This window comes from Variovorax sp. PvP013 (assembly GCF_050435945.1).
In the GTDB taxonomy this organism is placed as follows: Bacteria; Pseudomonadota; Gammaproteobacteria; order Burkholderiales; family Burkholderiaceae_C; genus Variovorax.
In genome coordinates this window covers 599305-621838 of sequence record NZ_JBNDLF010000001.1, presented here as the reverse complement: position 1 = coordinate 621838, position 22534 = coordinate 599305, and the positions used below count along the sequence as shown (strand labels likewise).

Here is a 22534-nt window from a genome sequence, read left to right as displayed (position 1 = left end):
CGTGTCGAACGACAATCAGTGTAACTATTTTAGCGATTTTGCAGCCAATTCGATGAAATAATGGCCTTCATGGCCCAGAAAACCGCCGCCTTGCTGCCCGTCACCGGAGAACTGCTGCGCCGGTTCGGCGATCGCCTGCGCCTGGCCCGGCTGCGGCGCCGGCTCTCCGCCAAGCAGGTGGCGGAGCGGGCCGGCATGGCGCCCATGACCCTGCGCAGCCTGGAGCGCGGCGGGTCGGGCGTGACCATCGGGGCCTACCTCGCCGTCATGCAGGTGCTGGGCATCGAGCAGGACCTCGACCTGCTCGGCCGGTCCGATCCCGTCGGGCGGGAACTCCAGGATGCGCGGCTGCCCGCACGCGCGAAGACGTCCCGATCCGACGGGCCAGCGACGGTCGGACGGCAGGCATCGGACCGGAGACCGTCGTCGCCCGCCAGCGATCCGCCGAAACGTCGCCCTGTCGGTGAAACCTCGCTGCACCCGCACGAGCCCGAGGTCATCGCGGCGCCCGACGAGCGGCTCACGGAAACGCCCCGCGCGCCCTCGGACACCGCCGTGCCGGACTGGATCACGGAAAGCGGTTTCACCAGCGCCGATGCCCTGGCCGGCCTGATCGAGCCTCCAGCGCCACCGAGGGACGAGGACCGCTGAGCCCATGGCCACGACCATCGCCGTCCATGCCGACTGGGTCGGCCTCGCGGGACCGTTGCGGCTGGGATGGCTGCATGCCCGGCGCGGCGCGGGCCGGGAGATCTTCGAGTTCGAGTTCGACGCCCCGGTACTGGCCCATCCCGCCATCGTGCGGCTGCACCTGGATCCCCGCCTGGGCCTTTTCGAGGGCCGGCAGCACCCGCCGCAGGGGCACGAGACCTTCGGCGTGTTCGCCGATGCGAGCCCGGATCGCTGGGGCCGGTTGCTGATGCGCCGCCGGCTGGAACGCGCGCAGCGCGCCGGGCAGGTCGGCAAGGACGTTCGCCTGCACGAATCGGACTGCCTGCTGGGCGTGCACGATGTCTATCGCTCCGGGGCCCTGCGTTTCCGGCTCGACGACGCCGGCGACTTCCTCGACGATCGACACGGCTCGGCCGCGCCACCGTTCGTGAAGCTGCGTGAACTGGAAGCCGCCAGCCTGGCGCTGGAACGGGACGCCGACAACATCGCCGCCGCCGGCGACGACTGGCTGCGCATGCTGATCGCGCCGGGCGGATCGCTCGGTGGCGCGCGACCCAAGGCCAGCGTGGTCGATCCCGAAGGACATCTCTGGATCGCCAAGTTCCCCAGCGTGCGCGACGAGCACGACGTGGGGGCCTGGGAGCTGCTGGTGCAGACCCTCGCCCGGGGCTGCGGCTTGGACGTGCCGCCGGGCCTGGCGCGCCGTTTCGCCAGCCCGCATCACACCTTCCTCGTCAAGCGCTTCGACCGCGCGCCCGGGGGCCGATTGCACTTCGCCTCGGCGATGACGCTGACCGGCCACGTCGACGGCGAGGACGCCGCCACCGGCGCGAGCTACCTGGAGATCGCGCGCGTGCTGATCGAGCACGGCTGCAGGACGGCCGAAGACCTGCGCGAGCTGTGGTCGCGGATCGTGTTCAACATGCTGGTGTCCAACGCCGACGATCACCTGCGCAACCACGGCTTCATCCTCGTGCCCGGCAAGGGCTGGCGCCTGTCCGAGGCCTACGACATGAATCCCGTGGCCGTTGCCCATGGCCTCAAGCTCAACGTGAGCGAGGCGGACAACGCCATCGACCTCGATCTGGCCCGCGCCGTGGCGTCGTATTTCCGGCTTCGCGGCCCCCAGGCCGACGAGGTCATCGCGCGTTTCCGCTCCGTCGTGAGGCAATGGCCGAGGATCGCCGAGCGTCTGGGGATTCCCGCACGGGAGCAGGAGCGCATGGCCGATGCCTTCCGACGGGCCGGTTGACCGGGGGCGCTCCCACGGTCCCGTTCCTCAGCCCCCCGGACAAGCCGCGGCCGGATCGGCCTGGAGCGCCTGGACGTGGCGCGCGATCTGCGCCGACACGCCGCCGGTCAGGCGCCGCGCGCCCAGCGCCAGCGCGTCAATGCCGCCGGCGGCGCTCTCGCTGCCACGCCACTGGCAGGCCGTGCCGCGCTCGACGTCGGCGCGGCGCACGGTCCAGGAGAACGACGCGTCGGCGCGTTCGCCCTCGACCAGGTCGAGCCGCTGCAGCTGCACCGCGATGCGCCAGGCCGGTGCCCCGGCCAGCCGCGCGCCCTTGGTGACGTCGACGGCGCCGAGCCGCGCCGCGATGCCCGCGCCGAGGGCGTCGCGCAGTTCGCTCTCGAACGAAGCGGTCCAGCGGTGCTGTTCCAGCAGCGCGACCTCGGCCGTCGAGGCGCCGCCGCGGCGCACCACCAGCTGCGGCCGCGCCAGGCGCTCGGGCATCGCGACAGGGGCGATGTCGATGAAGGTGGCGGAGGCCGACGGCAGCGACGTCTCGGCGACCGGCTCGGCCAGGGTGTAGTAGCGGTCGGGCGAGTTGGCGCAACCGGTCGCGAGCACCGCCATCACGGCCGCCAGCACGGTCGCCGCGGATCGGGCGGATTTCATCGTCATCGTTTTCATGGACCCCCTCTTCATTTCCTGTCCTCCGGTTTGCCGCGCAGCAGCGACTCGGGGTGGCGCTCCAGGTAGTCGGTCAGCACGCGCACCGAGCCGGCCGCGCGGGTGAGTTCCTGCATCGTCTGGCGGATGTCCTGCTGCAGCGGGGCGTCCTGCTGCAGCAGCGAGCGGTCGGCGCTGTCGAGGGCGCGGCCGGCGCTGTCGATGGTCTTGCGGGCGTCCTTCATGGCGGCCCTGATCTCGGGCGAGATGTCGTCGTTGAGCGTGCGCGTGAGCTTCTCGGCGCCCTTGAGCGTCTTGTCGAGCGTCGCCAGCGTGGTGCGCAAGTCGTTGCCGATCTGCTCGATGGGCACCTTGTTGAGCTTGGCGGCGATCTCCTGCACCTGCGACTGGATCTCGTCGAGGCTGCCGGGGATCGTCGGCAGTTCGACCGGGTCCTTGCTGAAGTCGATGGTCGCCTTCGGCGCCTTGGGGAAGAAGTCGATCGCCACGTAGACCTGGCCAGTCAGCAGGTTGCCGGTGCGCAGCTGCGCACGCAGGCCCTTGCCGACCATGTAGCGCAGGCGCTGCTCCTCGGTGTAGCGCGACTCGGGCGGCTGCGCGTTCATGCCGCGGCGCAGGCGCTCGGGGTAGATCTGCACCAGCACCGGCATGCGGAACTCGCGTTCGCTGCGGTCGAAGTCGATGCCGATGGACTTCACCTCGCCGATCACCACGCCCCGGAAATCCACCGGCGCCCCGGGCGAGAGCCCGCGCAGCGACTGGTTGAAGTACAACAGCACCGTCTGCGCCGGGCCGTCCGGGCGCTTCATGGCGGCGCCCTCGTCGCCGGCCAGCACGAAGGCGGTGTTCTCCGAGGCGATCGGACCGGCGCCCTCCTCCGGCGCGCCCAGGGCGATGCCGCCGAGCAGGATGGTCGCGAGCGACTGCGTGCGCAGCGTCAGGCCGCTGGCGCTCAGCTGCATGTCCAGGCCGCTGGCGTGCCAGAAGCGCGTGTTGGCGCCGACGAACTTCTCGTAGGGCGAATTGACGAAGACGCGCAGCGTCACGCCCTTGCCGTCGGGGTCGAGTTCGTAGGCCGCCACCTGGCCGACCTTGATGCGGCGGTAGTAGATCGGCGAGCCGACGTCGAGCGAGCCGATGTCGTTGGCGCGCAGCATGAACTGCCGCCCGGAGGCGTCGCGCGTGACGGTGGGCGGCGATTCGAGCCCGGTGAACTCCGAACTGCTCTCCTCGGAGACGCCGGCGTCGGCGCCGATGTAGGCGCCGGAGAGCAACGTGCCCAGCCCGGAGATGCCCGAGGTGTCCAGCCGTGGCCGCACGACCCAGAACGCGGTGTCCTGCGCGGTGAAGGCGTCGGCGTCCTTGTTGAGCTGCACGCGCACGCGCACGTGCGAGCGGTCGCGCGCGAGCCGCACGCTCTCGACCAGGCCGATCTGCACGTCCTTGTACTTGACGATCGTCTTGCCGGCCTCCAGCCCCTCGGCGGTGCGGAAGTTCAGCATGATCTCCGGACCGCGCCCGAACAGCGCCTTGGCCACCAGGGTGACGCCCACCAGCGCCGCCACCACCGGGATGAGCCAGATCAGCGAGGGCAGCCAGGCGCGGCGGCGCGCGACGCGCGGGCGCGACAGCGCGGGCGGCGCGGCGGCGACGGGTGCGCCGTCGTCGGCGGAAGGGGCGGCGGGCGGGGGCGCGGGAGGTTCGCGGTCGGTCATCGGTGGAGGGTCCTTGCGGGCGCGGTGGCCGGCATCTGTGGAACGGGTGCCGGGACGGCGTCGGTGACGGCGGTGGCGGGATCGTCGGCTTCGTCGTCGAGGTCGTCGGAGTCTTCGGGGTCTTCGGCGGCGCCGTCCCAGGTCAGCTTGGGATCGAAGCTCAGCGACGCCAGCATCGTCAGCACCACCACCATGCCGAAGGCGGCGATGCCGACGCCGGCGGTGATCTCGGCGAAGCCCTGGATGCGCACCAGCCCGGCGAGCAGCGCCACCACGAAGACGTCGAGCATCGACCAGCGGCCGATGATCTCGATGACGTGATAGAGCTTCGAACGCTCGCCGCGCCGCCAGTTGGTCCCGCGCTGGGCGTTGAGGACCAGCACGAACAAGGCCGCCAGCTTGAACAGCGGCACCAGGAAGCTGGCGATGAAGACGATGGCCGCGAGTTCGTAGTCGCCCGTGACCCAGAAATAGATGATGCCGCTGAGGATGGTGTCGTTCTGCGTGCCGAAGAGCGAGCGCGTGACCATCACCGGCAGCAGGTTGGCCGGCAGGTACATCGCGCAGGCGGCGATCAGGAAGGCCCAGGTGCGGTTCAGGCTGTCGCGCTTGCGGGTGCGCAGGGGCGTGCCGCAGCGCCCGCAGGGCGAGTCCTCGGCCGCGCCCTCCCACACCGTGCCGCACTGGCGGCAGCCGAGCAGGCCGACGTCGATGGCGCGCGGCGCGGCCGCCGCCTGCGCGCGCTCGTCGGCCGAGACGGGCCGCCGCAGGCCGCGCAGCGGAAAGGCCAGCCGCCGCAAGGTGCTCGCCTTCATGCGACGCGCTCCGGATCGATCGCGGCCGGCGGCGCGGGGACGTCCGTGTCGGCCGCCGGCGTGCTGTCGAGCTTGTGCTTGGCCATCTCCCAGAAGCCGCGCGGGTCGAAGGCCAGCACCGCCGTCAGCAGCAGCGTGAGCGCCACGAAGGCCCACAGCGCCGGTCCGGGCAGCACGCTGGCCATGCTGGAGAGCTTGACCAGCGCCACCAGCACGCCCAGCAGGAAGACCTCGATCATTCCCCACGGCCGCAGGGCCTGCATCAGCCGCACCAGCAGCGCGAAGCCGAGCGCGCGGCGATGCCGGCGCAGCGGCACCAGCAGCCAGACCAGGATCAGCAACTGCATCAGCGGGAACAGGATGGTGGTGGCCAGCACCAGGAACGCCACCAGCGACATGTCCTCCCCCGTCAGCGCGACGACCGCGCCGGCGAGCGTGGTGTGGCTGCGCAGGCCGCGCAGCTCGATCTCGACGATCGGGAACAGGTTGGCGATGGCGAACAGGATCAGGCAGGCGAGCGTGAGCGGGAGCATGCGCTCGCGCTGCGCGCCGGGATGGCGGTCGAGTTCGGTGCCGCAGCGCGGGCAGCGGGCGATCTCGCGCGCGTGCAGCGGCGTGCGGTGCCAGACCGCGTCGCAGCCGTCGCAGACGATCGCCGTGGGGACTTCCTTCATGGGCGGAGGGTGACTTGCATCGATTCGTAAGCCGTGAATCTAGGGGTGAACGACGGGTGCCGTCCTCAGACGCAGACTACTGAAGATGCCGGCCACCGCCGCACAGACCGCCGCCAGCACCAGGGCGATGAAAGGACCCCGGCCCTGGTGCGGGTTCCAGACGCTGAAGACTGCCGCCACCGCCACCGCGCCGATGGTCTGGCCCGTGAGCCGCGCCGTCCCCAGCATGCCGCTGGCCGCGCCGCTGCGATGGCGCGGCGGCGAGGTCACGATGGTGTGGTTGTTGGGCGACTGGAACAGCCCGAAGCCCGCCCCGCACAGCGCGAGCCGCCAGGCGATGTCGAGGTTCGACGGCGCCGTCGGCAATGCCGCGAGCAGCGCCAGGCCGGTGGCCAGCAGGCCCAGCCCGATGCCGCCGAGCAGGCCGTCCGGGTAGCGCCCGATGAGCCGCCCGGCGATGGGCGCCATCACCACGATCGCCAGCGGCCACGCCGTGATCAGCAGCCCGGCCTGCAGGTGCGTGCGGCCGTAGACGTCCAGCAGCAGGAACGGCAACGCGATGTACGACAGCATCTGGGCGCAGAACGCCGCCACCGAGGTGCCCATCGACAGCGCGAAGACCGGGATGCGCAGCAGGTCGACCGGGAACAGCGGCACGGCCAGCGTGCGCTGCCGGCGCAGGTAGACGAAGCCGACGCCCAGCCCGCCGGCCAGCAACGCCCAGGCGATCGGCTGCGCGCCTCCCGCCGCCGCGGCGTCGCCGCGCACGCCCAGGCGATCGACGCCGACGAAGATCAGCGCGAACATCAGCACGTTGAGCGCCACGTCGCCCCAGGAGAAGCGCGACCCGGCCGCCGGCTTCGCGACGTTGCGCGGCAATGCCCTGCGCCCGATCAGCACCACCGCCAGCCCCAGCGGCACGTTGAAGGCGAACAGCCAGGGCCACGACGCCACCGACAGGATGCCCGCGGCCACCGACGGCCCGGCCACCGAGGCGATCGCCACCACCATCGAGTTGATCGCCACCCCGCGCCCGAGCCGGTCGGCCGGGTAGATCAGCCGCACCAGCGCGGCGTTGACGCTCATGATCCCGGCCGCCCCCAGCCCCTGCAGCGTGCGCGCGGCGATCAGGGTGGGCAGCGAGTCGGCCAGTGTCGCGCCCAGCGACGACAGCGTGAACAGCGCCATGCCCCAGAGGTACACGCGTCGGTAGCCGACCAGATCGCCCAGCGAGGCCAGCGGCAGCAGCAGCACCAGCGTGGCGATCTGGTAGGCGTTGATGACCCAGATCGAATGCGAGGCGCTGGCATTGAGTTCGCGCGCGATGCCCGGCAGCGCCAGGTTGACGATGGTGCCGTCGAGCACCGCCACCGAGATGCCCATCACCATCACCACCATCGCGCGCAGGCGCTGCGGCTGCGGCAGGCCGTCCTGGACGGGCGGCGCCACGGCCGGGTCGGCGGAGGATGCCGCGGGACGGGCGCCGTGGACGGGAATGCTGTCGTCGGTTTTCATGTCGTGTCGGAAGTACGGGCCGGTGGCTGCTTCGGATGCGGATGGCGCTCAGTTCGCGGCGCAGGCCGCCGAACGCGCCGCGCCGCCCAAGGTGCCCCAGGTCAGCAGCCCCGCCACCAGCGCGCCGCCGGCCATGCCGGCGACCATGGGCAACGGCGTGCCGTCGGTGAACAGGCCCACCACGCCCATCACGATGGCACCGGTGAGCATCTGCAGCGTCCCCAGCAAGGCCGAGGCCGTGCCGGCGATGGCGCCGTGCTGCTCCAGCGCCAGCACCGCCGTGGTCGGGATCACCAGTCCCATGCAGCCGCTGGCGACGAAGTACAGCACGATCAGCACCCACAGGGCGTCGCCGCCCGCCGCGTAGTAGCCGAACATCGCCACCATGACGGCGCAGCATCCCGCGACGCCGCCCTTGACCACGCGCACGAGCCCGAAGCGCTCGCCCAGCGCGCCGGTGAACTGCGAGACGGCGATGAACGCCGCCGCGTTGACGCCGAAGGCGATGCTGTACATCGTCGGCGTGAGGCCGTAGTGGCCGATCATCACGAAGGACGAGTTGGCCAGGTAGGTGAAGAAGCCCGCCATCGCGAAGCTGCCGATGAAGACCAGTCCCAGGTAGTGGCGGTCGCGCAGGAGCAGCGCGTAGGCGGCCATGGCGCTGGCGAAGCCGCTCTCCACCCGGTCGGCCGCCGGGCGCGTCTCGCGCAGCGAGGTAGCGATCAGCACCACCCCCGCCAGTGCCGCCGCGCACACGAACCAGAACACCGCGCGCCAGCCCGCCAGCGCGATCACGGCGCTGCCCGCGAGCGGCGCCAGGATCGGCGAGACGCTGAAGACCAGCATCAGCAACGCCATCAGCCGCGCCGCGTCGTTGCCCGTGTGCAGGTCGCGCACCACCGCGCGCGGGATCGCCATCCCCGCCGCGGCGCCCAGGCCCTGGAGGAAGCGCATCGCGATCAGCGTGCGGATGTCGTCGGCCAGCGCGCACCCCACGCTCGCCACGCCGAACAGCACCAGCCCGAAGACCAGCGGCGCACGGCGCCCGACCATGTCCGAGACCGGCCCGTAGAACGGCTGCCCCACGGCCAGGGCCAGGAAGAAGGCCGTCAGGCTCCACTGCACGGCGCCGATCTCCGCGCCCAGGCTGGCGCCGATGGCCGGCAACGCCGGCAGGTACATGTCGATGGCGAAGGGTCCGATGGCCGAGAGCAGGCCCAGCACGAGGGCCATCTTGAGGAAACGCGAGGAAATCATCGGGACGATTGTCCTCGCCACGGAAATGCCGTGCATGGCGCCCCGCGCGATGTCGGCCGATGACATCCCGGAATCGATGCCGGAACGCGAACGAAACGATTAGAAAATCAATTCATCGATGCGTGAATCAATACAGACCAATGACAAGCGATGCAATGAATCAATGCCAAAAGAATGGCGGGGAGATATCGATCGGGCAATCTTCAGGGTAAATACGGGACTTAATCGAATCAAATCCACGGCCTATATTCGACCGGACCGGAACCCGACTCGATCGCAATTCCATTGCAATTCCAATTGCGACTCCAATTCCGATCGGTTCGCCTCATGCATTTCGATGGCCTTCCCGGATGGCATCGGGTCCCGGATCCAACCATGAAAGAGACGAACATGAATTCGATGAAGAGACTGGCAAGGGCCGGTGTGACCCTGCTGGCCGCCGTGTCCCTGCTGTGGGCTTGCGGCGGCGGATCGGACGAACCGGCCGGTGCATCGGCCCAGGCCAATCCGTCGGTGGTGACGACCAAGACCGATGCGTCCAAGACCGGTGCCACGCGCCTGGCCAAGACCGGCGACATCGCGCCGGACACCAGCCCCGACACCTCGGTGGCCTGGGTGATGACCTATTTCGGCCCCAACCAGGACCTGCCCAACGACTCGCTGCACCTGGCCTTCAGCACGGACGGCCTCCACTGGACCGGTCTGAACGACGGCAAGCCCGTCTACCAGGCGCCCACCACGATCGGCGGGGTCGACGGCTCCGGCCACATCCGCGATCCGTTCGTCCTGCGCAAGAACGACGGCAAGTTCGTCTACATCGCCACCGACTGGACATTGGCCGTCAACGACTCGAATTACTGGAGACGGCCGAGTTCGCGCATCTTCGTGGCCGATTCGGACGACCTGATCACCTTCACCAACCCCCGTTTCCTGAACCTGGCCCCGTCGGGACTGGGCGGCAACACCACGCCGCACGCGTGGGCGCCGGAGGCCTACTACGACGCGAGCAAGCGCAGCTACGCCATCGTGTGGACGGGCGACGCCGACCGCAACCGCACCTACGTGAGCTACACCCAGGACTTCGTCAACCTGCTCGATGCGACCCCGCAGGTCCTGTTCGATCCCGGCTACGACGAGATCGACGCCACGGTCGTGCCCCACGACGGCTACAACTACCTGTTCTACAAGGACGAGACGGGCTCGGGCAAGGACATCCAGGTGGCCAAGTCCTCCGGCTCGGGGCTGGTGGCGGGTTCCTTCACCCGCATCTCGCCCAACTACCTCACGCGCGGCGGCAACCAGGGCATGATGCAGGGGACCGAAGGGCCGCTGGTCGTCAAGGTGCCCGGCCAGCAGAAGTGGTACCTCTACGCCGACTACTACGGCAACGGCGGCGTCTTCGGCTGCTGGACGACCACCGACCTCGACGCCGACCCGGCCACCTGGACGAAGCTCACCGACGAGGTGGATTTCAACCTGCCCGCCGGCGTGCGCCACGCCAACACGGTGCGCGTGACCCAGGCCCAGCTCGACGCCCTGAAGGCGCGCTACGGCGCGGCGTCGCCGGCCACCCGCATCAAGACGACGTACGCCGAGGGCGGCGTACCGTTCTACGTCGCCCACTCCTGGTTCCACGGCATGATCACCACGCCCGACGACACCCGCAACGGCCAGTCGCCGACCGACTTCAAGTGGAAGGCCGTCCCCGGCCTGGCCAATCCCGGCGACGCCAACCTCGTGTCCTTCGAGTCGGTGGGCTACCCCGGCCGCTACCTGCGCATCGACAGCGCCGATTCCACCCGCTGGCCCGCCGGCGACAGCGCCAGCCAGGCCAACCGCGGCTACGGCCTGGACTGGGTGGCGACGGCCGACCGCAAGAACCTGACCTGGGTCGACACCTACGCGGACAACGCCGCCTTCAGGAGCGACGCCACGTTCCGCAAGACCGCCGCCCTCAACGGCGACACGGGCATGGTCTCGCTGCAGTGGTACGGGAACACCTCGCTCTACCTGCGGCACTTCGACTACCAGCTCCTGGCCATGCCGAGCACCGGCAACGCGCAGCAGAAGACCGACGCGTCGTTCACGCTGGAAACCCGCTGACGACCGCGCTCCGGGACGTTCCGGGAGCGATCGCGCGCCCTCAGGCGGGGGATGGTGTCCGCATCGGCAGCGCGCGCGGATGCAGCGCCACCGCCGCCACCAGGAAGTCCAGCACCGCCCGCACGCGCGCCGGCAGGTGGCCGGGCTTGCCGACGTAGACCGCGTGGATCGGCTCGACGTCGCGCGGATTGAAGTCGTCCAGCACCTCGACCAGCCGGCCGGCGTCGAGGTCGGCGCCCACGTGGTAGAGCGACAGCCGCGCCAGGCCGACGCCGGCCACGGCCAGGGCGCGGATCGCCTCGCCGTCGGCGGCGCGCACGCGGCCGGCCACCGGCAGCATCAGCGTGCGGCCGTCCACGCGCAGCGGCCAGTCGGCCACGTTGCGCCGGTACGACCAGCCGATGCGGTCGTGGTCCTCGAGATCGCGCGGCACCATCGGCGTGCCGCGCCGCGCCAGGTAGGCCGGCGCGGCGACGATGGCCTGCTCGGTCGCACCGAGCCGGCGCGCCACCAGATCGGACGCCGGCAGGCCGCCCCAGCGGATCGCGATGTCGGCACGCTCGTCCATCAGGTCGACCACGCGGTCGGTCAGGCCGATGTCCAGCGTGATCTCCGGGTGCAGCGCCAGGAAGCGCGGCACCAGCGGAATCAGCACCTGGTGGCCGAAGGAGACGCTGGTGTTGATGCCCACCCGCCCGCGCGGCGTGGCGCCGATGGCCGCCGCGCTGGCCGAGCGTTCGGCCTCGTCGAGGTCGGCCAGCACGCGCAGGCTGCGCTCGTGGAACTGCCGGCCCTCGGGCGTGAGCTGCAGCTTGCGGGTCGAGCGATGCACCAGCCGCACCGACAGCCGCGCCTCCAGCCGCGCGATCAGCTTGCTGACGGCCGAGGGCGTCATGCCCAGGTGGCGCGCCGCGGCCGAGAACCCGCCGCGTTCGACCACCTGCACGAAGGCCTCCATCTCGCCGGAGCGGTTGACGTCGGGACGTGGCATTCGTGACTTCGCCTCACAGGTGATGGTCGGGGCGGCATTCTAGTCATCGTCGCCAGGGGCGCGCACAGTCGCCCCACCATGCCCATCGCACTCCTCGCACTCACCGCCGGCGCCTTCGGGATCGGCACCACCGAATTCGTCATCATGGGCCTGCTGCTGCAGGTCGCGGCGGACCTCCACGTCTCCATCGCCACGGCCGGGCTGCTGATCTCGGGCTACGCGCTCGGGGTCGCGGTCGGCGCGCCGCTCCTGACCATCGGCACCCGCACCATGCCGCGCAAGACGGTGCTCCTGGTGCTGATGGCGATCTTCACGCTCGGCAACGCGGCCTGCGCGCTGGCGCCGGACTACGCCACGCTGATGGCGGCGCGCATCGTCACCTCGCTCGCGCACGGCACCTTCTTCGGCGTCGGCTCGGTGGTGGCGACCGGGCTGGTGGCGCCGGAGCGCCGCGCCTCGGCCATCGCCGTCATGTTCACCGGGCTGACCGCCGCGACGGTGCTGGGCGTGCCGGCGGGCGCCTGGCTGGGCCTGCACTTCGGCTGGCGCTCGGCGTTCTGGGCGGTCGCGGCCATCGGCGTGACGGCGCTGGCGGTGCTCGCCGCCTTCGTGCCGCGCGACCGCGCCGGCGAGGCGCCGGGTCCGCTGGCCGCCGAACTCGCCGTGCTGGCGCGCCCGCAGGTCTGGCTCGGCCTGGGCATGACGGTCTTCGGCTTCGCCGGCGTGCTGGCCGTCTTCACCTTCGTGCAGCCGCTGCTCACGCGCGTCACCGGGCTGTCGGCGGCGGCGGTGTCGCCGGCGATGCTGCTGTTCGGCGCCGGCCTCGCGGCGGGCAACCTGCTCGGCGGCCGGCTGGCCGACCGCGCGCCGATGCCGGCGGTGCTCGGCACGCTGCTGGCGCTGGCCCTGGTGCTGGGCTCGATGGACCTGTGGATCCACCTGAGCGTGCCGGCGATGGCCTTCCTGGTGGTGCTGGGCATCGCCGCCTTCGCCACCGTGGCGCCATTGCAGGTGCGCGTGCTCGACCAGGCCGCGGGCGCCGGCCAGAACCTGGCGTCGAGCCTGAACATCGCCGCCTTCAACCTCGGCAACGCGCTGGGCGCCTGGGTCGGCGGCCTCGTCATCGACCACGGACCCGGCCTGCGGGCGCTCGGCGCGGCCGGCGCGGTGCTCACGCTCGCCGGCCTGGGCCTGGCGCTGTGGAGCCGCGCGCTGGAGCGGCGCGACGCGGGAGTCGCCGGCGCTCCCACGCCCTCGCGGACCTGAGTTCCCGCATCGCCGGCGCCTCGTTCGCATCCCGATTCCCTTCCCACCCTCCCACCATCGAGGAGAACGTCATGGAACACCGTTTTCTCGGCCGCTCGGGCTTCAAGGTGCCCGTCCTGGGCTTCGGCGCCGGCACCTTCGGCGGCCAGGGCCCGCTGTTCGGCGCCTGGGGCTCGACCGACGTCGCCGGGGCGCGCCGCATCGTCGACTTGTGCCTGGACGCCGGCGTCAACCTGTTCGACACGGCCGACGTGTACTCGGACGGCGCCTCGGAATCGATCCTGGGCGCGGCGCTGCAGGGCCGGCGCCACCGGGCCATCGTCTCGACCAAGCTGTCGCTGCGCATGGGCGACGGACCCAACGACGTAGGCTCGTCGCGTCACCGTCTGCTCGAGGGCGTCGACGCGGCGCTCACGCGCCTGGGCACCGACCACGTCGACATCCTGCAACTGCACGCCTTCGACGCCATGACGCCGGTCGAGCAGGTGCTGCGCACGCTCGACGACCTGGTGCGCGCGGGCAAGGTGCGCCACATCGGCGTGTCCAACTTCTCCGGTTGGCAATTGATGAAGTCGCTCGCCGCGGCCGACCGGTTGGGGCTCGAGCGCTATGTCGCCAACCAGACCTACTACTCGCTCGCTGGCCGCGACTACGAGTGGGAGCTGATGCCGCTGGGCCTCGACCAGGGCGTGGGCGCGATCGTCTGGAGCCCGCTCGGCTGGGGCCGCCTCACCGGCCGGATCCGCCGGGGCCAGCCATTGCCCGCCAACAGTCGCCTGCACGAAACCGCCGGCTTCGGCCCGCCGGTGCCCGACGAGTTGCTCCATCGGGTGGTCGAGGCCATGGACGACATCGCCGGGGAGACGGGGAAGACCTTGCCGCAGATCGCCATCAACTGGCTGCTGCGGCGGCCGACGGTGGCCAGCGTGCTGATCGGCGCGCGCGACGAGGCGCAGCTCCGGGAGAACCTGGGCGCGGTCGGCTGGTCGCTGACCGCCGAGCAGGTCGGCCGCCTCGACGCGGCCAGCGCCGTGACGCCGCCCTACCCCTACTACCCGTACTGGAACGGCCAGGCCGCCGAGCGCAGTCCGGTGGCGGTGCTGCCGCCGGTCGCGGAGTGACCGATGAAACCCGAGGCGGGGCGCCTCAGCCCCGCAGTTGCGCCCGCAGCCGCTCGCCGATGTCCGGCCGCTCCAGGAACGGGTCGGCCGGGTTGGTGCCGGCGACGATGTGCTCCATGCGGCTCCTCACGTTGCCCAGGGCCTGGGGGTGGCTGAAGACGTAGAAGCGGTTCTCGGCCATGGCGTCGAACACCATCGCCGCGACGTCCGCCGCGCCGACCTTGCCGCTGCCCACGGCCTTGGCGATCATGGCGCGGCCGATCGCCTGGCTGCGGGTCTCCGCGCCGACGGGCAGCGCGCCGGGACGGTTGCGGTCGCTGGTGGTGATGCCGGTGGGCACGAAGTACGGGCACAGCAGGCTGGCGCCGACCTGGTCCGTCACCAGGCCCAGGTCCTGGTAGAGCGTCTCGGTCAGGCTCACGACCGCCGCCTTGGCGGCGTTGTAGATGCCCATGTTGGGCGGCGTCAGCAGGCCGGCCATGCTGGCGGTGTTGACGACGTGGCCGCGCCAGGCCGGGTCGCGCGCGGCGGCCTCCAGCATCATCGGCACGAACAGGCGCACGCCGTGGACCACGCCCATCAGGTCGACGCCCAGCACCCAGTCCCAGTCGGCGACCGTGTTTTCCCACACCAGTCCGCCGGCGCCCACGCCCGCGTTGTTGAAGACGAAGTGCGGCGCGCCGAAACGCTCCAGCACCGCCTGCGCGAGCGCCTCCATCTGCGCCGCGTCGGCGACGTCCACGCGGTGCGCCGTCACCGCCACGCCGGTGGCCTCGAGTTCGGCGCGCGCGGCGTCGAGCGCGTCGGGCTGCACGTCGACCAGCACCAGGTTCATGCCGCGCGCCGCACCGATGCGCGCCGCCTCGAGCCCGAAGCCCGAGCCCGCGCCGGTGATCACCGCCGTGCGGCCGTGGAAGTCGTCGATCATGGCGTGCCCACCTCGGCCAGCTTGAGCACGTAGCCGATGCGCGGGAAATGCACGTCGAGCGTGCCGGCGCGCGCGTCGGTGCGCCGCAACGTGTAGTGCATGCGCGAGGCGGCGACGAGTTCGCCGGCGGTCTCCTCGGGGCCGAAGGTCTCGGCACGCACGGTGACCTGGCTGCCCAGCGGAATGCCGTGGTCGTCCTGGAAGGTGCTGTCCGAGAGCAGCGTGTGCGGCGTCGCCGCGCGGGCGACCTCGATGGCCTCGGCCGAGGTCATCGGCGTCGACTCGCCGTGGCCGATGTCGGCCATGCGGTCCATCCAGTCGAGCACGGCGGGCGTGAGTTCGAGGATGTCCTTGAGCGCGTCGATGCGGCGCGTGTACCACAGCGGGTGGTAGGCCGAGAAGTCGGCGATGGACGGCACTTCGCCGAGCAGGAAGGGCTTGTCGTCGAGCATGTCCGAGAGCCGGCGCAGGTAGGACTTGTAGGCGCCCGCGGCGTCGGCCGGGCGCAGGCGCGTCATGCCGCTGCCGCTCATCTTCGCGCGGTCCTCGGCGAAGGCCTTGGCGGCCTCGGGCGGCATGTTGGCGAACAGCTCGGCGGCCCCCTTGGGCTGCAGGTTGAACGCCATCGCGGCCCAGAACAGGGTGGAATCGGCCCACTGCGCGAGGATGCGCGACATGCCCTTCTCGGGCTCGGGGTAGACGGTCGGCGTCGGCGCGAGGTGCTCCAGCACGTCGGCGATGAGGGCCGTGTCGCAGTAGATGTCGCAGCCCACCTGCAGCAGCGGCGTGCGGCGGTAGCCGCCGGTCAGCGCCACCACGTCGGGCTTGGGGCTGATCGCCGGGATCACGACGGACTTCCAGGCCAGCTGCTTGTGGCCCAGCAGCAGCCGGGTCTTCTCGGAGAACGGCGAGCGCGGGTAGTGGTGGAGGATCAGGTCGGGCATGGCGGGTTCCTTGATGCGGCGTGGTTCAGACGAGCTTCACCAGCTGCTTGCCGAAGTTGCGGCCCTTGAGCAGGCCCAGGAAGGCCTCCGGCGCCGATTCGATGCCCTCGGCCACCGACTCGCGCGGGCGCAGCTTGCCCGACGCCACCAGGCCGCCGAGTTCCTTCAGCGCCTCGGGCCAGACGTCCATGTGCTCGCTGACGATGAAGCCCTGGACCTTCAGGCGGTTGACCAGGATCAGCGCCGGGTTGGCCAGCGGCAGCGGCGCGCCGTCGTAGCCGGCGATCATCCCGCACAGGGCGACGCGGGCGAAGGCGTTGGTGCGCGAGAGCACGGCGTCGAAGATCATGCCGCCGACGTTCTCGAAGTAGCCGTCGATGCCGTCCGGGCAGGCTTCCTTGAGCGCCTTGCCCAGGCTCCTGGCGTCCTCGTGCCGCTTGTAGTCGATGCAGGCGTCGAAGCCCAGCGTGTCGGTGGCGTAGGCGCATTTCTCCGGCCCGCCGGCGATGCCCACCACGCGGCAGCCGCGCGCCTTGGCCAATGCCGCGAAGGCGCTGCCGACCGCGCCGGTGGCGGCCGAGACCACCACCGTGTCGCCCTCCTTCGGCGCGATGATCTTCACCAGCCCGTACCAGGCCGTCACGCCCGGCATGCCGACGGCGCCCAGGTAGTGCGACAGCGGCACGTGCGTGGTGTCGACCTTGCGCAGGGTGCCCGGCTGGTTGGCGTCGACCACGCTGTACTCCTGCCAGCCACCGAAGCCGACCACGAAGTCGCCCACGGCGTACTTCGGATGGCGGCTCTCCACCACCTCGCCGGCCGTGCCGCCCTGCATGACCTCGCCCAGCGGCTGGGGCTCGGCGTAGCTCTTCGAATCGTTCATGCGCCCGCGCATGTACGGGTCGAGGCTCAGGAAGTGGTGGCGCACCAGCACCTGGCCGTCGGCGAGCGCCGGGGTCTCGGCGGTCGCGAGGCGGAAGTTGCCGGCGACGGCCTCGCCCTCGGGGCGGTTGTCGAGCAGTTGCTGTCGGTTGGTGGGCATGTCGGGGTCTCCTGGGATCGGGGAATCGGTGGTGGATCGGTCAGTCGGTGGACGGCAGGCGCTGCGCGTTGGCGCTGGCCGGCCCGGTGGGCAGGCGGCGCTTGACGTACTTGAAGGTGCCGGTGGCGTGGGCGCAGAGCTGGTCCTTGTCGTCGAGGATCGAGGCCTCCACGAAGGCCAGCGTGGCGGTGCGGTGCATCAGGCGGCCGATGCCGCGCAGCGCGCCGACCGAGGGCCGCATGAAGCTGGTCTTCATCTCGATGGTGACGACGCCGAACTCGGGCGTGTCGCTGCGCGCGGCGGCGGCCATGGAGATGTCCAGCAGCGTCATGCAGGCGCCGCCGTGCGTCACGTCGAAGGTGTTGAAGTGCTCGGGCGCCGGCGTGTAGCGGATCTCGGAGAGCCCGCCGCCGAACTTCGCCAGCTCGAAGCCCAGCAGCCGCGCGAACGGGATCTGCTGCATGTAGGTGCCCAGGTCGGGCACGGGGTTGGCGGTCGGCGTGGTGTCTTCGTTCATGTCCGGTATCGGTTCAGGCACCGGTCACCACGCTCACGCCGCCATCGACCGCCAGCCACTGGCCGGTGATGTGCTTGCCGGCATCGCTCGCGTAGAGCAGCGTGATGCCCTTCAGGTCCTCGTCGTCGCCCAGCCGGCGCAGCGGCGCGTGGGCGGCCATCTTGTCCTCGCCCATGCTCTCGATGAGCACGCTCGCCATCTTGGTCTTGAAGAAACCCGGGCAGATCGCGTTGACGTTGATGCCGTACCTGCCCCACTCGGCCGCGAGCGTCCGGGTGAAGCCGATGACGGCGGTCTTGGAGGTGTTGTACGCCACGGTCTGCATCTCCGCCGGGTTGCCGTTGAGGCCGGCGATCGACGAGATGTTGATGATCCGGCCGCCCTTCCGGGGGATCATCCAGGCGTTGGCCACCTGCTGCGCGAGGATGAAATAGCCGCGCACGTTGAGGTTCATCACCTTGTCCCAGGCCGCCACCGGGTGCGACTCGGCCGGCGCGCCCCAGCTGGCGCCGGCGTTGTTGACCAGGATGTCGATGGCGCCCATGCGCTCGAGCGTCTGGTCGGCCAGGCGGCGCGCGTCCTCCTCCCTGGCGCAGTCGGCGGCGATCCAGCGCGCGTCGATGCCGGCGGCCTGGAGGTCGGCCGTGGCCTGCTCCAGGTCGTCGGCCTTGCGCGAGCTGAGCATCACGCGCGCGCCGGCCTCGCCCAGCGCGTGGGCCATCTGCAGGCCCAGGCCGCGCGAGCCGCCGGTGATGAGGGCGGTCTTGCCGGTGAGGTCGAACAGCTGGGAGACGGTGCGGGCGGTCGTGGGCGTCGTGGCGGTCATGGCGCTCTTTCCCCTCAGGCCTCGAAGTCGAAGACCGCGCGCGATTCGCGCAGCGTGCCCAGCGTGGTGGCCACCGACTGGTGCTTCGGATGGATCACGTACGACTGCAGGGCCGTGGCGTCGTCGAAGACCGAGTACAGCACCACGTCGTGATTGGCCTCCAGCCCCTCGCCGCGCACGGCGACCTCGAACTCGCGCATGCCCGGCACCAGGCCCTTGCAGGTCTCCAGCAGGCTCTTGAAGCGCGCCGCGTCGGCCGGGTCGTTGAGCTTCCACATGACGATGTGCTTGATCATGGTTCGTTGTCCTTGGTTGTCTGCGGTGAAGAGGAAAGGATGGGAGCCGCGCCGTGGCCGGGGGTCAGTCGAGCCGCGAACGGACGTAGATCAGCGCGATGCCCGTCGCCACGGCCAGGGCGCCGGGCACGCCGATCAGCCAGCCGAGGGCGGTGTCGGTGCGCGCGGTGTACCAGCCCAGCGCGGCGACGGAGATGCCGACGTAGATCAGGATCCACATCCATTTCTCCAGCCGGGCATGCGGCTTGGGCGCCTCCGGCGCGGCGGTGTCGGTGGGGTTGGCGGGGTTGGCGGTGGCGGGAGTGGGCTTGCGGGAATCGATGGCCATCAGAAGGCGTCCTCGGGGAGGGCCGTACAGGTCGGGTCGCGCCGCTCGACGACCTCGAGCCAGGCGCCGATCTTCGGCAGTTCGTAATGAAAGAAGTAGCGGGCCGCGCCCACACGACCCGCCGTGGCGGGCCGGGCGGCGTCCGCATCGCCTTCCAGCGATCGCAGCGCGACGTCCAGCCAGATCCAGGCGAGCACGGTGTGGCCGAAGGCCTGCATGTAGGGTACCGCGTTCGCCAATGCCTCCTTCGGATCGCCGGTGGACCAGGCCGCGCGAGTGGCCGCGACCACGCGTGCGAGCGCCACCTCCAGCGCCTGCGGGAAACCCGCCAGCGCCGCCACGCCCGCCGCGCGCGCGGCCGTGTCGCGGATGCGCCCGGCGAGCAGTTCCAGCCCCCGCCCCTCCTCCATCAGCACCTTGCGGCCCAGCAGGTCGGCCGCCTGGATGCCGTGCGTGCCCTCGTGGATCATGTTGAGCCGGTTGTCGCGCCAGTACTGCTCCACGGGAAAGTCGCGCGTGTAGCCATAGCCGCCGTGGACCTGGATGGCCAGCGAGTTGGCTTCCAGGCACCACTCGCTCGGCCAGCTCTTGACGATCGGCGTGAGCACTTCCAGCAGCAGCCGCGCGTCGTCGGCGGCCTGCGGATCGGCGGCGCCGGCGGTCTTCTGCTCGTCGACCAGCCGGGCGCAGTACAGCGCCAGCGCCAGCGCGCCCTCGCAGTACGACTTCTGCGCCAGCAGCATGCGGCGCACGTCGGCGTGCTCGACGATGCGCACCTGCGGCCGGGCCGGGTCCTTGCCTTCCGGACCGGTCGGGCGGCCCTGGGGGCGCTGCTTCGCGTAGGCGAGCGAGGCCTGGTAGCCGGCCATGCCCAGCATCGTGGCGGCCATGCCGATGCCGATGCGCGCCTCGTTCATCATGTGGAACATGCAGTGCAGGCCCTTGCCCGGCCGTCCCACCAGGTAGCCGACCGCGCCGGCCCGCCCCTCCACCGGGAACCGCCCCTCGCCGAAATTGAGCAGCGTGTTGGTCGTGCCGCGCCAGCCCAGCTTGTGGTTGAGGCCGGCGAGCGCGACGTCGTTGCGCACGCCGGTCAGCGCGCCGCCGGTGTCGACCAGCTTCTTGGGCACGATGAACAGCGAGATCCCGCGCGTGCCCGGCACCAGCCGCCCTTCGGCGTCGGGGATCTTGGCCAGCACGATGTGGACGATGTTCTCGGTCAGCTCGTGGTCGCCCGAGGAGATCCACATCTTGTTGCCGGTCAGGCGGTAGCGCGGGCCGAGCGGATCGTCGGCGAAGTCGGGGCCGTCGGGCACGGCGCGCGTGGCGACGTCGCTCAGCGACGAGCCGGCCTGCGGCTCCGACAGGCACATCGTCCCGGACCAGCGGCCGGAGAACTCGTTCTTCGCGAACACCTCGCGCTGCATCGGCGTGCCGTGGACCATCAGCAGGTTGGCGTTGCCGCTGGTCAGCATGCCCGAGCCGATGCTGACCGAGGCCATGGCGAAGAAGGCGTTGGCCGCCGCCTGCACCGTGTAGGGCAGCTGCATGCCGCCGATCTCGTAGTCCTGCGCCGCGCTGAGCATGCCCGAGCCCGCGAAGGCCGCGTGCGCGTCGTGCGTGGCCTGCGGCAGGATCACGCGCTCGCCGTCGAAGCGCGGCTCCTGCATGTCCACCGTGCGGTTGTGCGGCGCGTACTTCTCCCGCGCGATGCGCTCGCAGGTATCGAGCACCGCGTCGAAGGTCTCACGCGAGTGGTCCGAAAAGCGCTCCCGCTTCGCCAGGCCCTCGGCGTCGAGCCAGTCGTAGAGCAGGAAGTCGAGGGTCGGGCGGAAGGTCATGGCGAACGCTCGTTGACTTTCAAGGAAGCCTTGGCACTGCGCACCAGGAAAATCACGTAATCGACATCGCCCAGATCCAATTCAGCCTTCGCCCGTTGCCGCAGGATCTTGACCCTCAGATAGCAGCGCTCGATCACGTCCGAGACTGTTCGATCCTTGATGCGGCCTCCATAGTCGAGTCGGCGGTCGGGGCGTGAGAAACCACAAGTCGCAACGCCCTCCGGAAGGAAAGCTTCCAGCGGCGATGGCGAATTTGTCAGCGTATCGAATGCTTCGGTTTTCAAGTCGGCATAGAGCTTGGCGGCCAAAGAGCTCGACTCTTCGTCAAATACCTGTGTCCGGGTGGCTCCGAATTCCTGATTGATGCAGAACTCCATGAGGATCTGTTCAATGAAATTCAGTTCTCGCACGAGCCGACCCGCAATTGCATTCCTCAGATTCTTGTTGGCTTGATCCTTTTTCCAAGCATCGACACCCAACTCCAAGGCCTTCTTGCTGGCATCGAAGAGCCAATCAATCATTGCCCGGCTCCAGGAATGACTTCAAATACGCCCGCCGCGCCCATGCCGCCGCCGATGCACATCGTCACCAGCACCTTCTTGGCGCCACGACGACGGCCTTCGATCAGCGCGTGGCCCGTCAGCCGCTGGCCGCTCACGCCGTAGGGGTGGCCCACCGCGATGGCGCCGCCGTCGACGTTCAGGCGGTCGGCGGGGATGCCCAGCTTGTCGCGGCAATAGATCACCTGCACGGCGAAGGCCTCGTTCAACTCCCACAGGTCGATGTCGGCGACCGTCAGGCCCAGGCGCTTGAGCACCTTCGGGATGGCGAAGACCGGGCCGATGCCCATCTCGTCGGGTTCGCAGCCCGCCACCGCGAAGCCCAGGAAGCGGCCGAGCGGCTTCAGGCCGTGGCGCTCGGCATAGCGCTCGTCGACCACCACGCAGGCGCCGCCGCCGTCGGAGAACTGGCTGGCGTTGCCCGCCGAGATCACGCCGCCGGGAATGGCCGGGCGGATGCCGGCGATGCCTTCCTTGGTGGTGCCGGGGCGGATGCCCTCGTCGTTCTCGACCGTGACCTCCTTGGTGCGCAGGCCCATGACGGGGTCGGCCACGCCGGCCGTCACGGTAATGGGGGCGATCTCCTCCTTGAAGCGGCCCGCCTCCAGCGCGGCGGTGGCCTTCTGCTGGCTGGCGGCGCCGTACTCGTCCATGGCGTCGCGGTCGATGCCGTAGCGCTTGGCGACCTGCTCGGCGGTCTGCAGCATGTTCCAGTAGATCTCGGGCTTGTGCTTGACCAGCCAGGGGTCCGCGATCATGTGGCGGTTGGCCTCGTTCTGCACGCAGGAGATGCTCTCCACGCCGCCGGCCACGTAGACCTCGCCCTCGCCCGCGATGATCCGCTGGGCCGCCGTGGCGATGGTCTGCAGGCCCGACGAGCAGAAACGGTTGATGGTCATGCCCGAGGTGGTGATGGGCAGGCCGGCGCGCAGGGCGATCTGGCGCGCGATGTTCGAGCCGGTGGCGCCCTCGGGCGTGGCGCAGCCCATGATGACGTCGTCGACCTCGGCGCCGTCGATGCCCGCGCGGGCCACGGCGTGCTGGACCGCGTGGCCGCCGAGCGTGGCGCCGTGGGTCATGTTGAAGGCGCCCTTCCAGCTCTTGGCGAGCGGCGTGCGGGCGGTGGAGACGATGACGGCGCTGGTCATGGCGGGAGTCCTTCGGAAGAGGGGGAAAAAGAAGAATCGGAGTCGAAGCCACCGGCCGGC

At 70.5% G+C, this 22534-nt stretch carries 22 protein-coding genes; 5 read left to right on the top strand and 17 right to left on the bottom strand.

Features of this window, described 5'->3' with window-relative positions:
* Window positions 1-60 precede the first annotated feature (60 nt).
* Both ABID77_RS03015 and ABID77_RS03010 read left to right on the top strand, forming a co-directional pair.
* Window positions 61-651 carry a helix-turn-helix domain-containing protein gene (locus ABID77_RS03015; RefSeq protein WP_429590659.1) on the top strand — a complete coding sequence of 197 codons (591 nt, stop codon included), beginning with the start codon at window positions 61-63 and terminating at the stop codon, window positions 649-651.
* A gap of 4 nt (window positions 652-655) precedes the next feature.
* Window positions 656-1924 carry a type II toxin-antitoxin system HipA family toxin gene (locus ABID77_RS03010; RefSeq protein WP_429590656.1) on the top strand — a complete coding sequence of 423 codons (1269 nt, stop codon included), beginning with the start codon at window positions 656-658 and terminating at the stop codon, window positions 1922-1924.
* A 27-nt stretch (window positions 1925-1951) separates the two neighbouring features.
* Here ABID77_RS03010 and ABID77_RS03005 read toward each other — a convergent pair whose 3' ends face one another.
* The 6 genes from ABID77_RS03005 to ABID77_RS02980 are packed head-to-tail and all read right to left on the bottom strand — an operon-like array spanning window position 1952 to window position 8563.
* Window positions 1952-2578, bottom strand: coding sequence for a PqiC family protein (locus ABID77_RS03005; RefSeq protein WP_429590654.1), 627 nt, complete (start codon window positions 2576-2578; stop codon window positions 1952-1954).
* A gap of 20 nt (window positions 2579-2598) precedes the next feature.
* Complete coding sequence (locus tag ABID77_RS03000; protein ID WP_429590652.1) at window positions 2599-4302, bottom strand: intermembrane transport protein PqiB; 1704 nt, start codon at window positions 4300-4302, stop codon at window positions 2599-2601.
* Window positions 4299-5117, bottom strand: coding sequence for a paraquat-inducible protein A (locus ABID77_RS02995; protein ID WP_429590649.1), 819 nt, complete (start codon window positions 5115-5117; stop codon window positions 4299-4301). Before ABID77_RS02995 ends, ABID77_RS03000 begins: the two co-directional genes overlap by 4 nt.
* A complete protein-coding gene (locus ABID77_RS02990) occupies window positions 5114-5791 on the bottom strand; it encodes a paraquat-inducible protein A (protein WP_429590646.1) in 678 nt (225 codons plus the stop codon). The genes ABID77_RS02995 and ABID77_RS02990 overlap by 4 nt, the downstream gene beginning before the upstream one ends.
* A gap of 39 nt (window positions 5792-5830) precedes the next feature.
* The gene (locus tag ABID77_RS02985; protein ID WP_429590644.1) at window positions 5831-7306 is read right to left on the bottom strand and encodes an MFS transporter; all 1476 of its coding nucleotides are present in this window, start codon (window positions 7304-7306) and stop codon (window positions 5831-5833) included.
* 48 nt (window positions 7307-7354) lie between these two features.
* The gene (locus ABID77_RS02980; RefSeq protein WP_429590641.1) at window positions 7355-8563 is read right to left on the bottom strand and encodes a multidrug effflux MFS transporter; all 1209 of its coding nucleotides are present in this window, start codon (window positions 8561-8563) and stop codon (window positions 7355-7357) included.
* A gap of 390 nt (window positions 8564-8953) precedes the next feature.
* Here ABID77_RS02980 and ABID77_RS02975 point away from each other — a divergent pair, with 390 nt between their 5' ends.
* Window positions 8954-10666 carry an AbfB domain-containing protein gene (locus ABID77_RS02975; RefSeq protein WP_429590638.1) on the top strand — a complete coding sequence of 571 codons (1713 nt, stop codon included), beginning with the start codon at window positions 8954-8956 and terminating at the stop codon, window positions 10664-10666.
* 40 nt (window positions 10667-10706) lie between these two features.
* Here ABID77_RS02975 and ABID77_RS02970 read toward each other — a convergent pair whose 3' ends face one another.
* On the bottom strand, window positions 10707-11657 hold the full coding sequence (locus tag ABID77_RS02970) for a LysR family transcriptional regulator (protein WP_429590635.1): 951 nt from the start codon (window positions 11655-11657) through the stop codon (window positions 10707-10709).
* A gap of 78 nt (window positions 11658-11735) precedes the next feature.
* Between ABID77_RS02970 and ABID77_RS02965 the strand changes: the two genes are divergently transcribed.
* Window positions 11736-12923: an MFS transporter gene (locus ABID77_RS02965; RefSeq protein WP_429590632.1), complete on the top strand. Its 1188-nt coding sequence runs from the start codon at window positions 11736-11738 to the stop codon at window positions 12921-12923.
* Between the two features lie 71 nt (window positions 12924-12994).
* Entirely contained in the window at window positions 12995-14044 is a 1050-nt protein-coding gene (locus ABID77_RS02960; RefSeq protein ID WP_429590629.1) for an aldo/keto reductase, read from the top strand.
* A 25-nt stretch (window positions 14045-14069) separates the two neighbouring features.
* On the opposite strand, the gene ABID77_RS02955 is transcribed toward ABID77_RS02960, so the two are convergent.
* From ABID77_RS02955 to ABID77_RS02910, 10 genes are all read right to left on the bottom strand, one after another.
* Window positions 14070-14972, bottom strand: coding sequence for an SDR family oxidoreductase (locus tag ABID77_RS02955; RefSeq protein WP_429590626.1), 903 nt, complete (start codon window positions 14970-14972; stop codon window positions 14070-14072).
* Complete coding sequence (locus tag ABID77_RS02950) at window positions 14969-15916, bottom strand: glutathione S-transferase family protein (protein ID WP_429590623.1); 948 nt, start codon at window positions 15914-15916, stop codon at window positions 14969-14971. Before ABID77_RS02950 ends, ABID77_RS02955 begins: the two co-directional genes overlap by 4 nt.
* A 25-nt stretch (window positions 15917-15941) precedes the next feature.
* Window positions 15942-16958 carry an NADP-dependent oxidoreductase gene (locus ABID77_RS02945; protein WP_429590620.1) on the bottom strand — a complete coding sequence of 339 codons (1017 nt, stop codon included), beginning with the start codon at window positions 16956-16958 and terminating at the stop codon, window positions 15942-15944.
* 40 nt (window positions 16959-16998) lie between these two features.
* Window positions 16999-17475, bottom strand: a complete 477-nt coding sequence (locus ABID77_RS02940) for a PaaI family thioesterase (RefSeq protein WP_429590617.1) — start codon at window positions 17473-17475, stop codon at window positions 16999-17001.
* A 13-nt stretch (window positions 17476-17488) separates the two neighbouring features.
* On the bottom strand, window positions 17489-18301 hold the full coding sequence (locus ABID77_RS02935; protein WP_429590614.1) for an SDR family oxidoreductase: 813 nt from the start codon (window positions 18299-18301) through the stop codon (window positions 17489-17491).
* Window positions 18302-18315: 14 nt separating this feature from the next.
* Complete coding sequence (locus tag ABID77_RS02930; protein ID WP_429590611.1) at window positions 18316-18597, bottom strand: Dabb family protein; 282 nt, start codon at window positions 18595-18597, stop codon at window positions 18316-18318.
* 64 nt (window positions 18598-18661) lie between these two features.
* Entirely contained in the window at window positions 18662-18925 is a 264-nt protein-coding gene (locus ABID77_RS02925; protein WP_429590608.1) for a hypothetical protein, read from the bottom strand.
* Entirely contained in the window at window positions 18925-20766 is a 1842-nt protein-coding gene (locus ABID77_RS02920; RefSeq protein ID WP_429590605.1) for an acyl-CoA dehydrogenase, read from the bottom strand. The genes ABID77_RS02925 and ABID77_RS02920 overlap by 1 nt, the downstream gene beginning before the upstream one ends.
* Window positions 20763-21287, bottom strand: a complete 525-nt coding sequence (locus ABID77_RS02915) for a hypothetical protein (RefSeq protein ID WP_429590602.1) — start codon at window positions 21285-21287, stop codon at window positions 20763-20765. The genes ABID77_RS02920 and ABID77_RS02915 overlap by 4 nt, the downstream gene beginning before the upstream one ends.
* Window positions 21284-22474: an acetyl-CoA C-acyltransferase gene (locus ABID77_RS02910; RefSeq protein ID WP_429590599.1), complete on the bottom strand. Its 1191-nt coding sequence runs from the start codon at window positions 22472-22474 to the stop codon at window positions 21284-21286. The genes ABID77_RS02915 and ABID77_RS02910 overlap by 4 nt, the downstream gene beginning before the upstream one ends.
* Window positions 22475-22534 lie beyond the last annotated feature (60 nt).

Bases quoted from the DNA above. Each gene is read 5' to 3' on its own strand.
- ABID77_RS02940 (WP_429590617.1), bottom strand. From the start codon at position 17,475: ATGAACGAAGACACCACGCCGACCGCCAACCCCGTGCCCGACCTGGGC.
- ABID77_RS02955 (WP_429590626.1), bottom strand. From the start codon at position 14,972: ATGATCGACGACTTCCACGGCCGCACGGCGGTGATCACCGGCGCGGGC.
- ABID77_RS02915 (WP_429590602.1), bottom strand. From the start codon at position 21,287: ATGATTGATTGGCTCTTCGATGCCAGCAAGAAGGCCTTGGAGTTGGGT.
- ABID77_RS02935 (WP_429590614.1), bottom strand. From the start codon at position 18,301: ATGACCGCCACGACGCCCACGACCGCCCGCACCGTCTCCCAGCTGTTC.
- ABID77_RS02910 (WP_429590599.1), bottom strand. From the start codon at position 22,474: ATGACCAGCGCCGTCATCGTCTCCACCGCCCGCACGCCGCTCGCCAAG.
- ABID77_RS02925 (WP_429590608.1), bottom strand. From the start codon at position 18,925: ATGGCCATCGATTCCCGCAAGCCCACTCCCGCCACCGCCAACCCCGCC.
- ABID77_RS02965 (WP_429590632.1), top strand. From the start codon at position 11,736: ATGCCCATCGCACTCCTCGCACTCACCGCCGGCGCCTTCGGGATCGGC.
- ABID77_RS03010 (WP_429590656.1), top strand. From the start codon at position 656: ATGGCCACGACCATCGCCGTCCATGCCGACTGGGTCGGCCTCGCGGGA.
- ABID77_RS02960 (WP_429590629.1), top strand. From the start codon at position 12,995: ATGGAACACCGTTTTCTCGGCCGCTCGGGCTTCAAGGTGCCCGTCCTG.
- ABID77_RS02975 (WP_429590638.1), top strand. From the start codon at position 8,954: ATGAATTCGATGAAGAGACTGGCAAGGGCCGGTGTGACCCTGCTGGCC.
- ABID77_RS02970 (WP_429590635.1), bottom strand. From the start codon at position 11,657: ATGCCACGTCCCGACGTCAACCGCTCCGGCGAGATGGAGGCCTTCGTG.
- ABID77_RS02930 (WP_429590611.1), bottom strand. From the start codon at position 18,597: ATGATCAAGCACATCGTCATGTGGAAGCTCAACGACCCGGCCGACGCG.
- ABID77_RS02995 (WP_429590649.1), bottom strand. From the start codon at position 5,117: ATGAAGGCGAGCACCTTGCGGCGGCTGGCCTTTCCGCTGCGCGGCCTG.
- ABID77_RS03015 (WP_429590659.1), top strand. From the start codon at position 61: ATGGCCTTCATGGCCCAGAAAACCGCCGCCTTGCTGCCCGTCACCGGA.
- ABID77_RS02945 (WP_429590620.1), bottom strand. From the start codon at position 16,958: ATGCCCACCAACCGACAGCAACTGCTCGACAACCGCCCCGAGGGCGAG.
- ABID77_RS02985 (WP_429590644.1), bottom strand. From the start codon at position 7,306: ATGAAAACCGACGACAGCATTCCCGTCCACGGCGCCCGTCCCGCGGCA.
- ABID77_RS02920 (WP_429590605.1), bottom strand. From the start codon at position 20,766: ATGACCTTCCGCCCGACCCTCGACTTCCTGCTCTACGACTGGCTCGAC.
- ABID77_RS02950 (WP_429590623.1), bottom strand. From the start codon at position 15,916: ATGCCCGACCTGATCCTCCACCACTACCCGCGCTCGCCGTTCTCCGAG.
- ABID77_RS02980 (WP_429590641.1), bottom strand. From the start codon at position 8,563: ATGATTTCCTCGCGTTTCCTCAAGATGGCCCTCGTGCTGGGCCTGCTC.
- ABID77_RS03005 (WP_429590654.1), bottom strand. From the start codon at position 2,578: ATGACGATGAAATCCGCCCGATCCGCGGCGACCGTGCTGGCGGCCGTG.
- ABID77_RS03000 (WP_429590652.1), bottom strand. From the start codon at position 4,302: ATGACCGACCGCGAACCTCCCGCGCCCCCGCCCGCCGCCCCTTCCGCC.
- ABID77_RS02990 (WP_429590646.1), bottom strand. From the start codon at position 5,791: ATGAAGGAAGTCCCCACGGCGATCGTCTGCGACGGCTGCGACGCGGTC.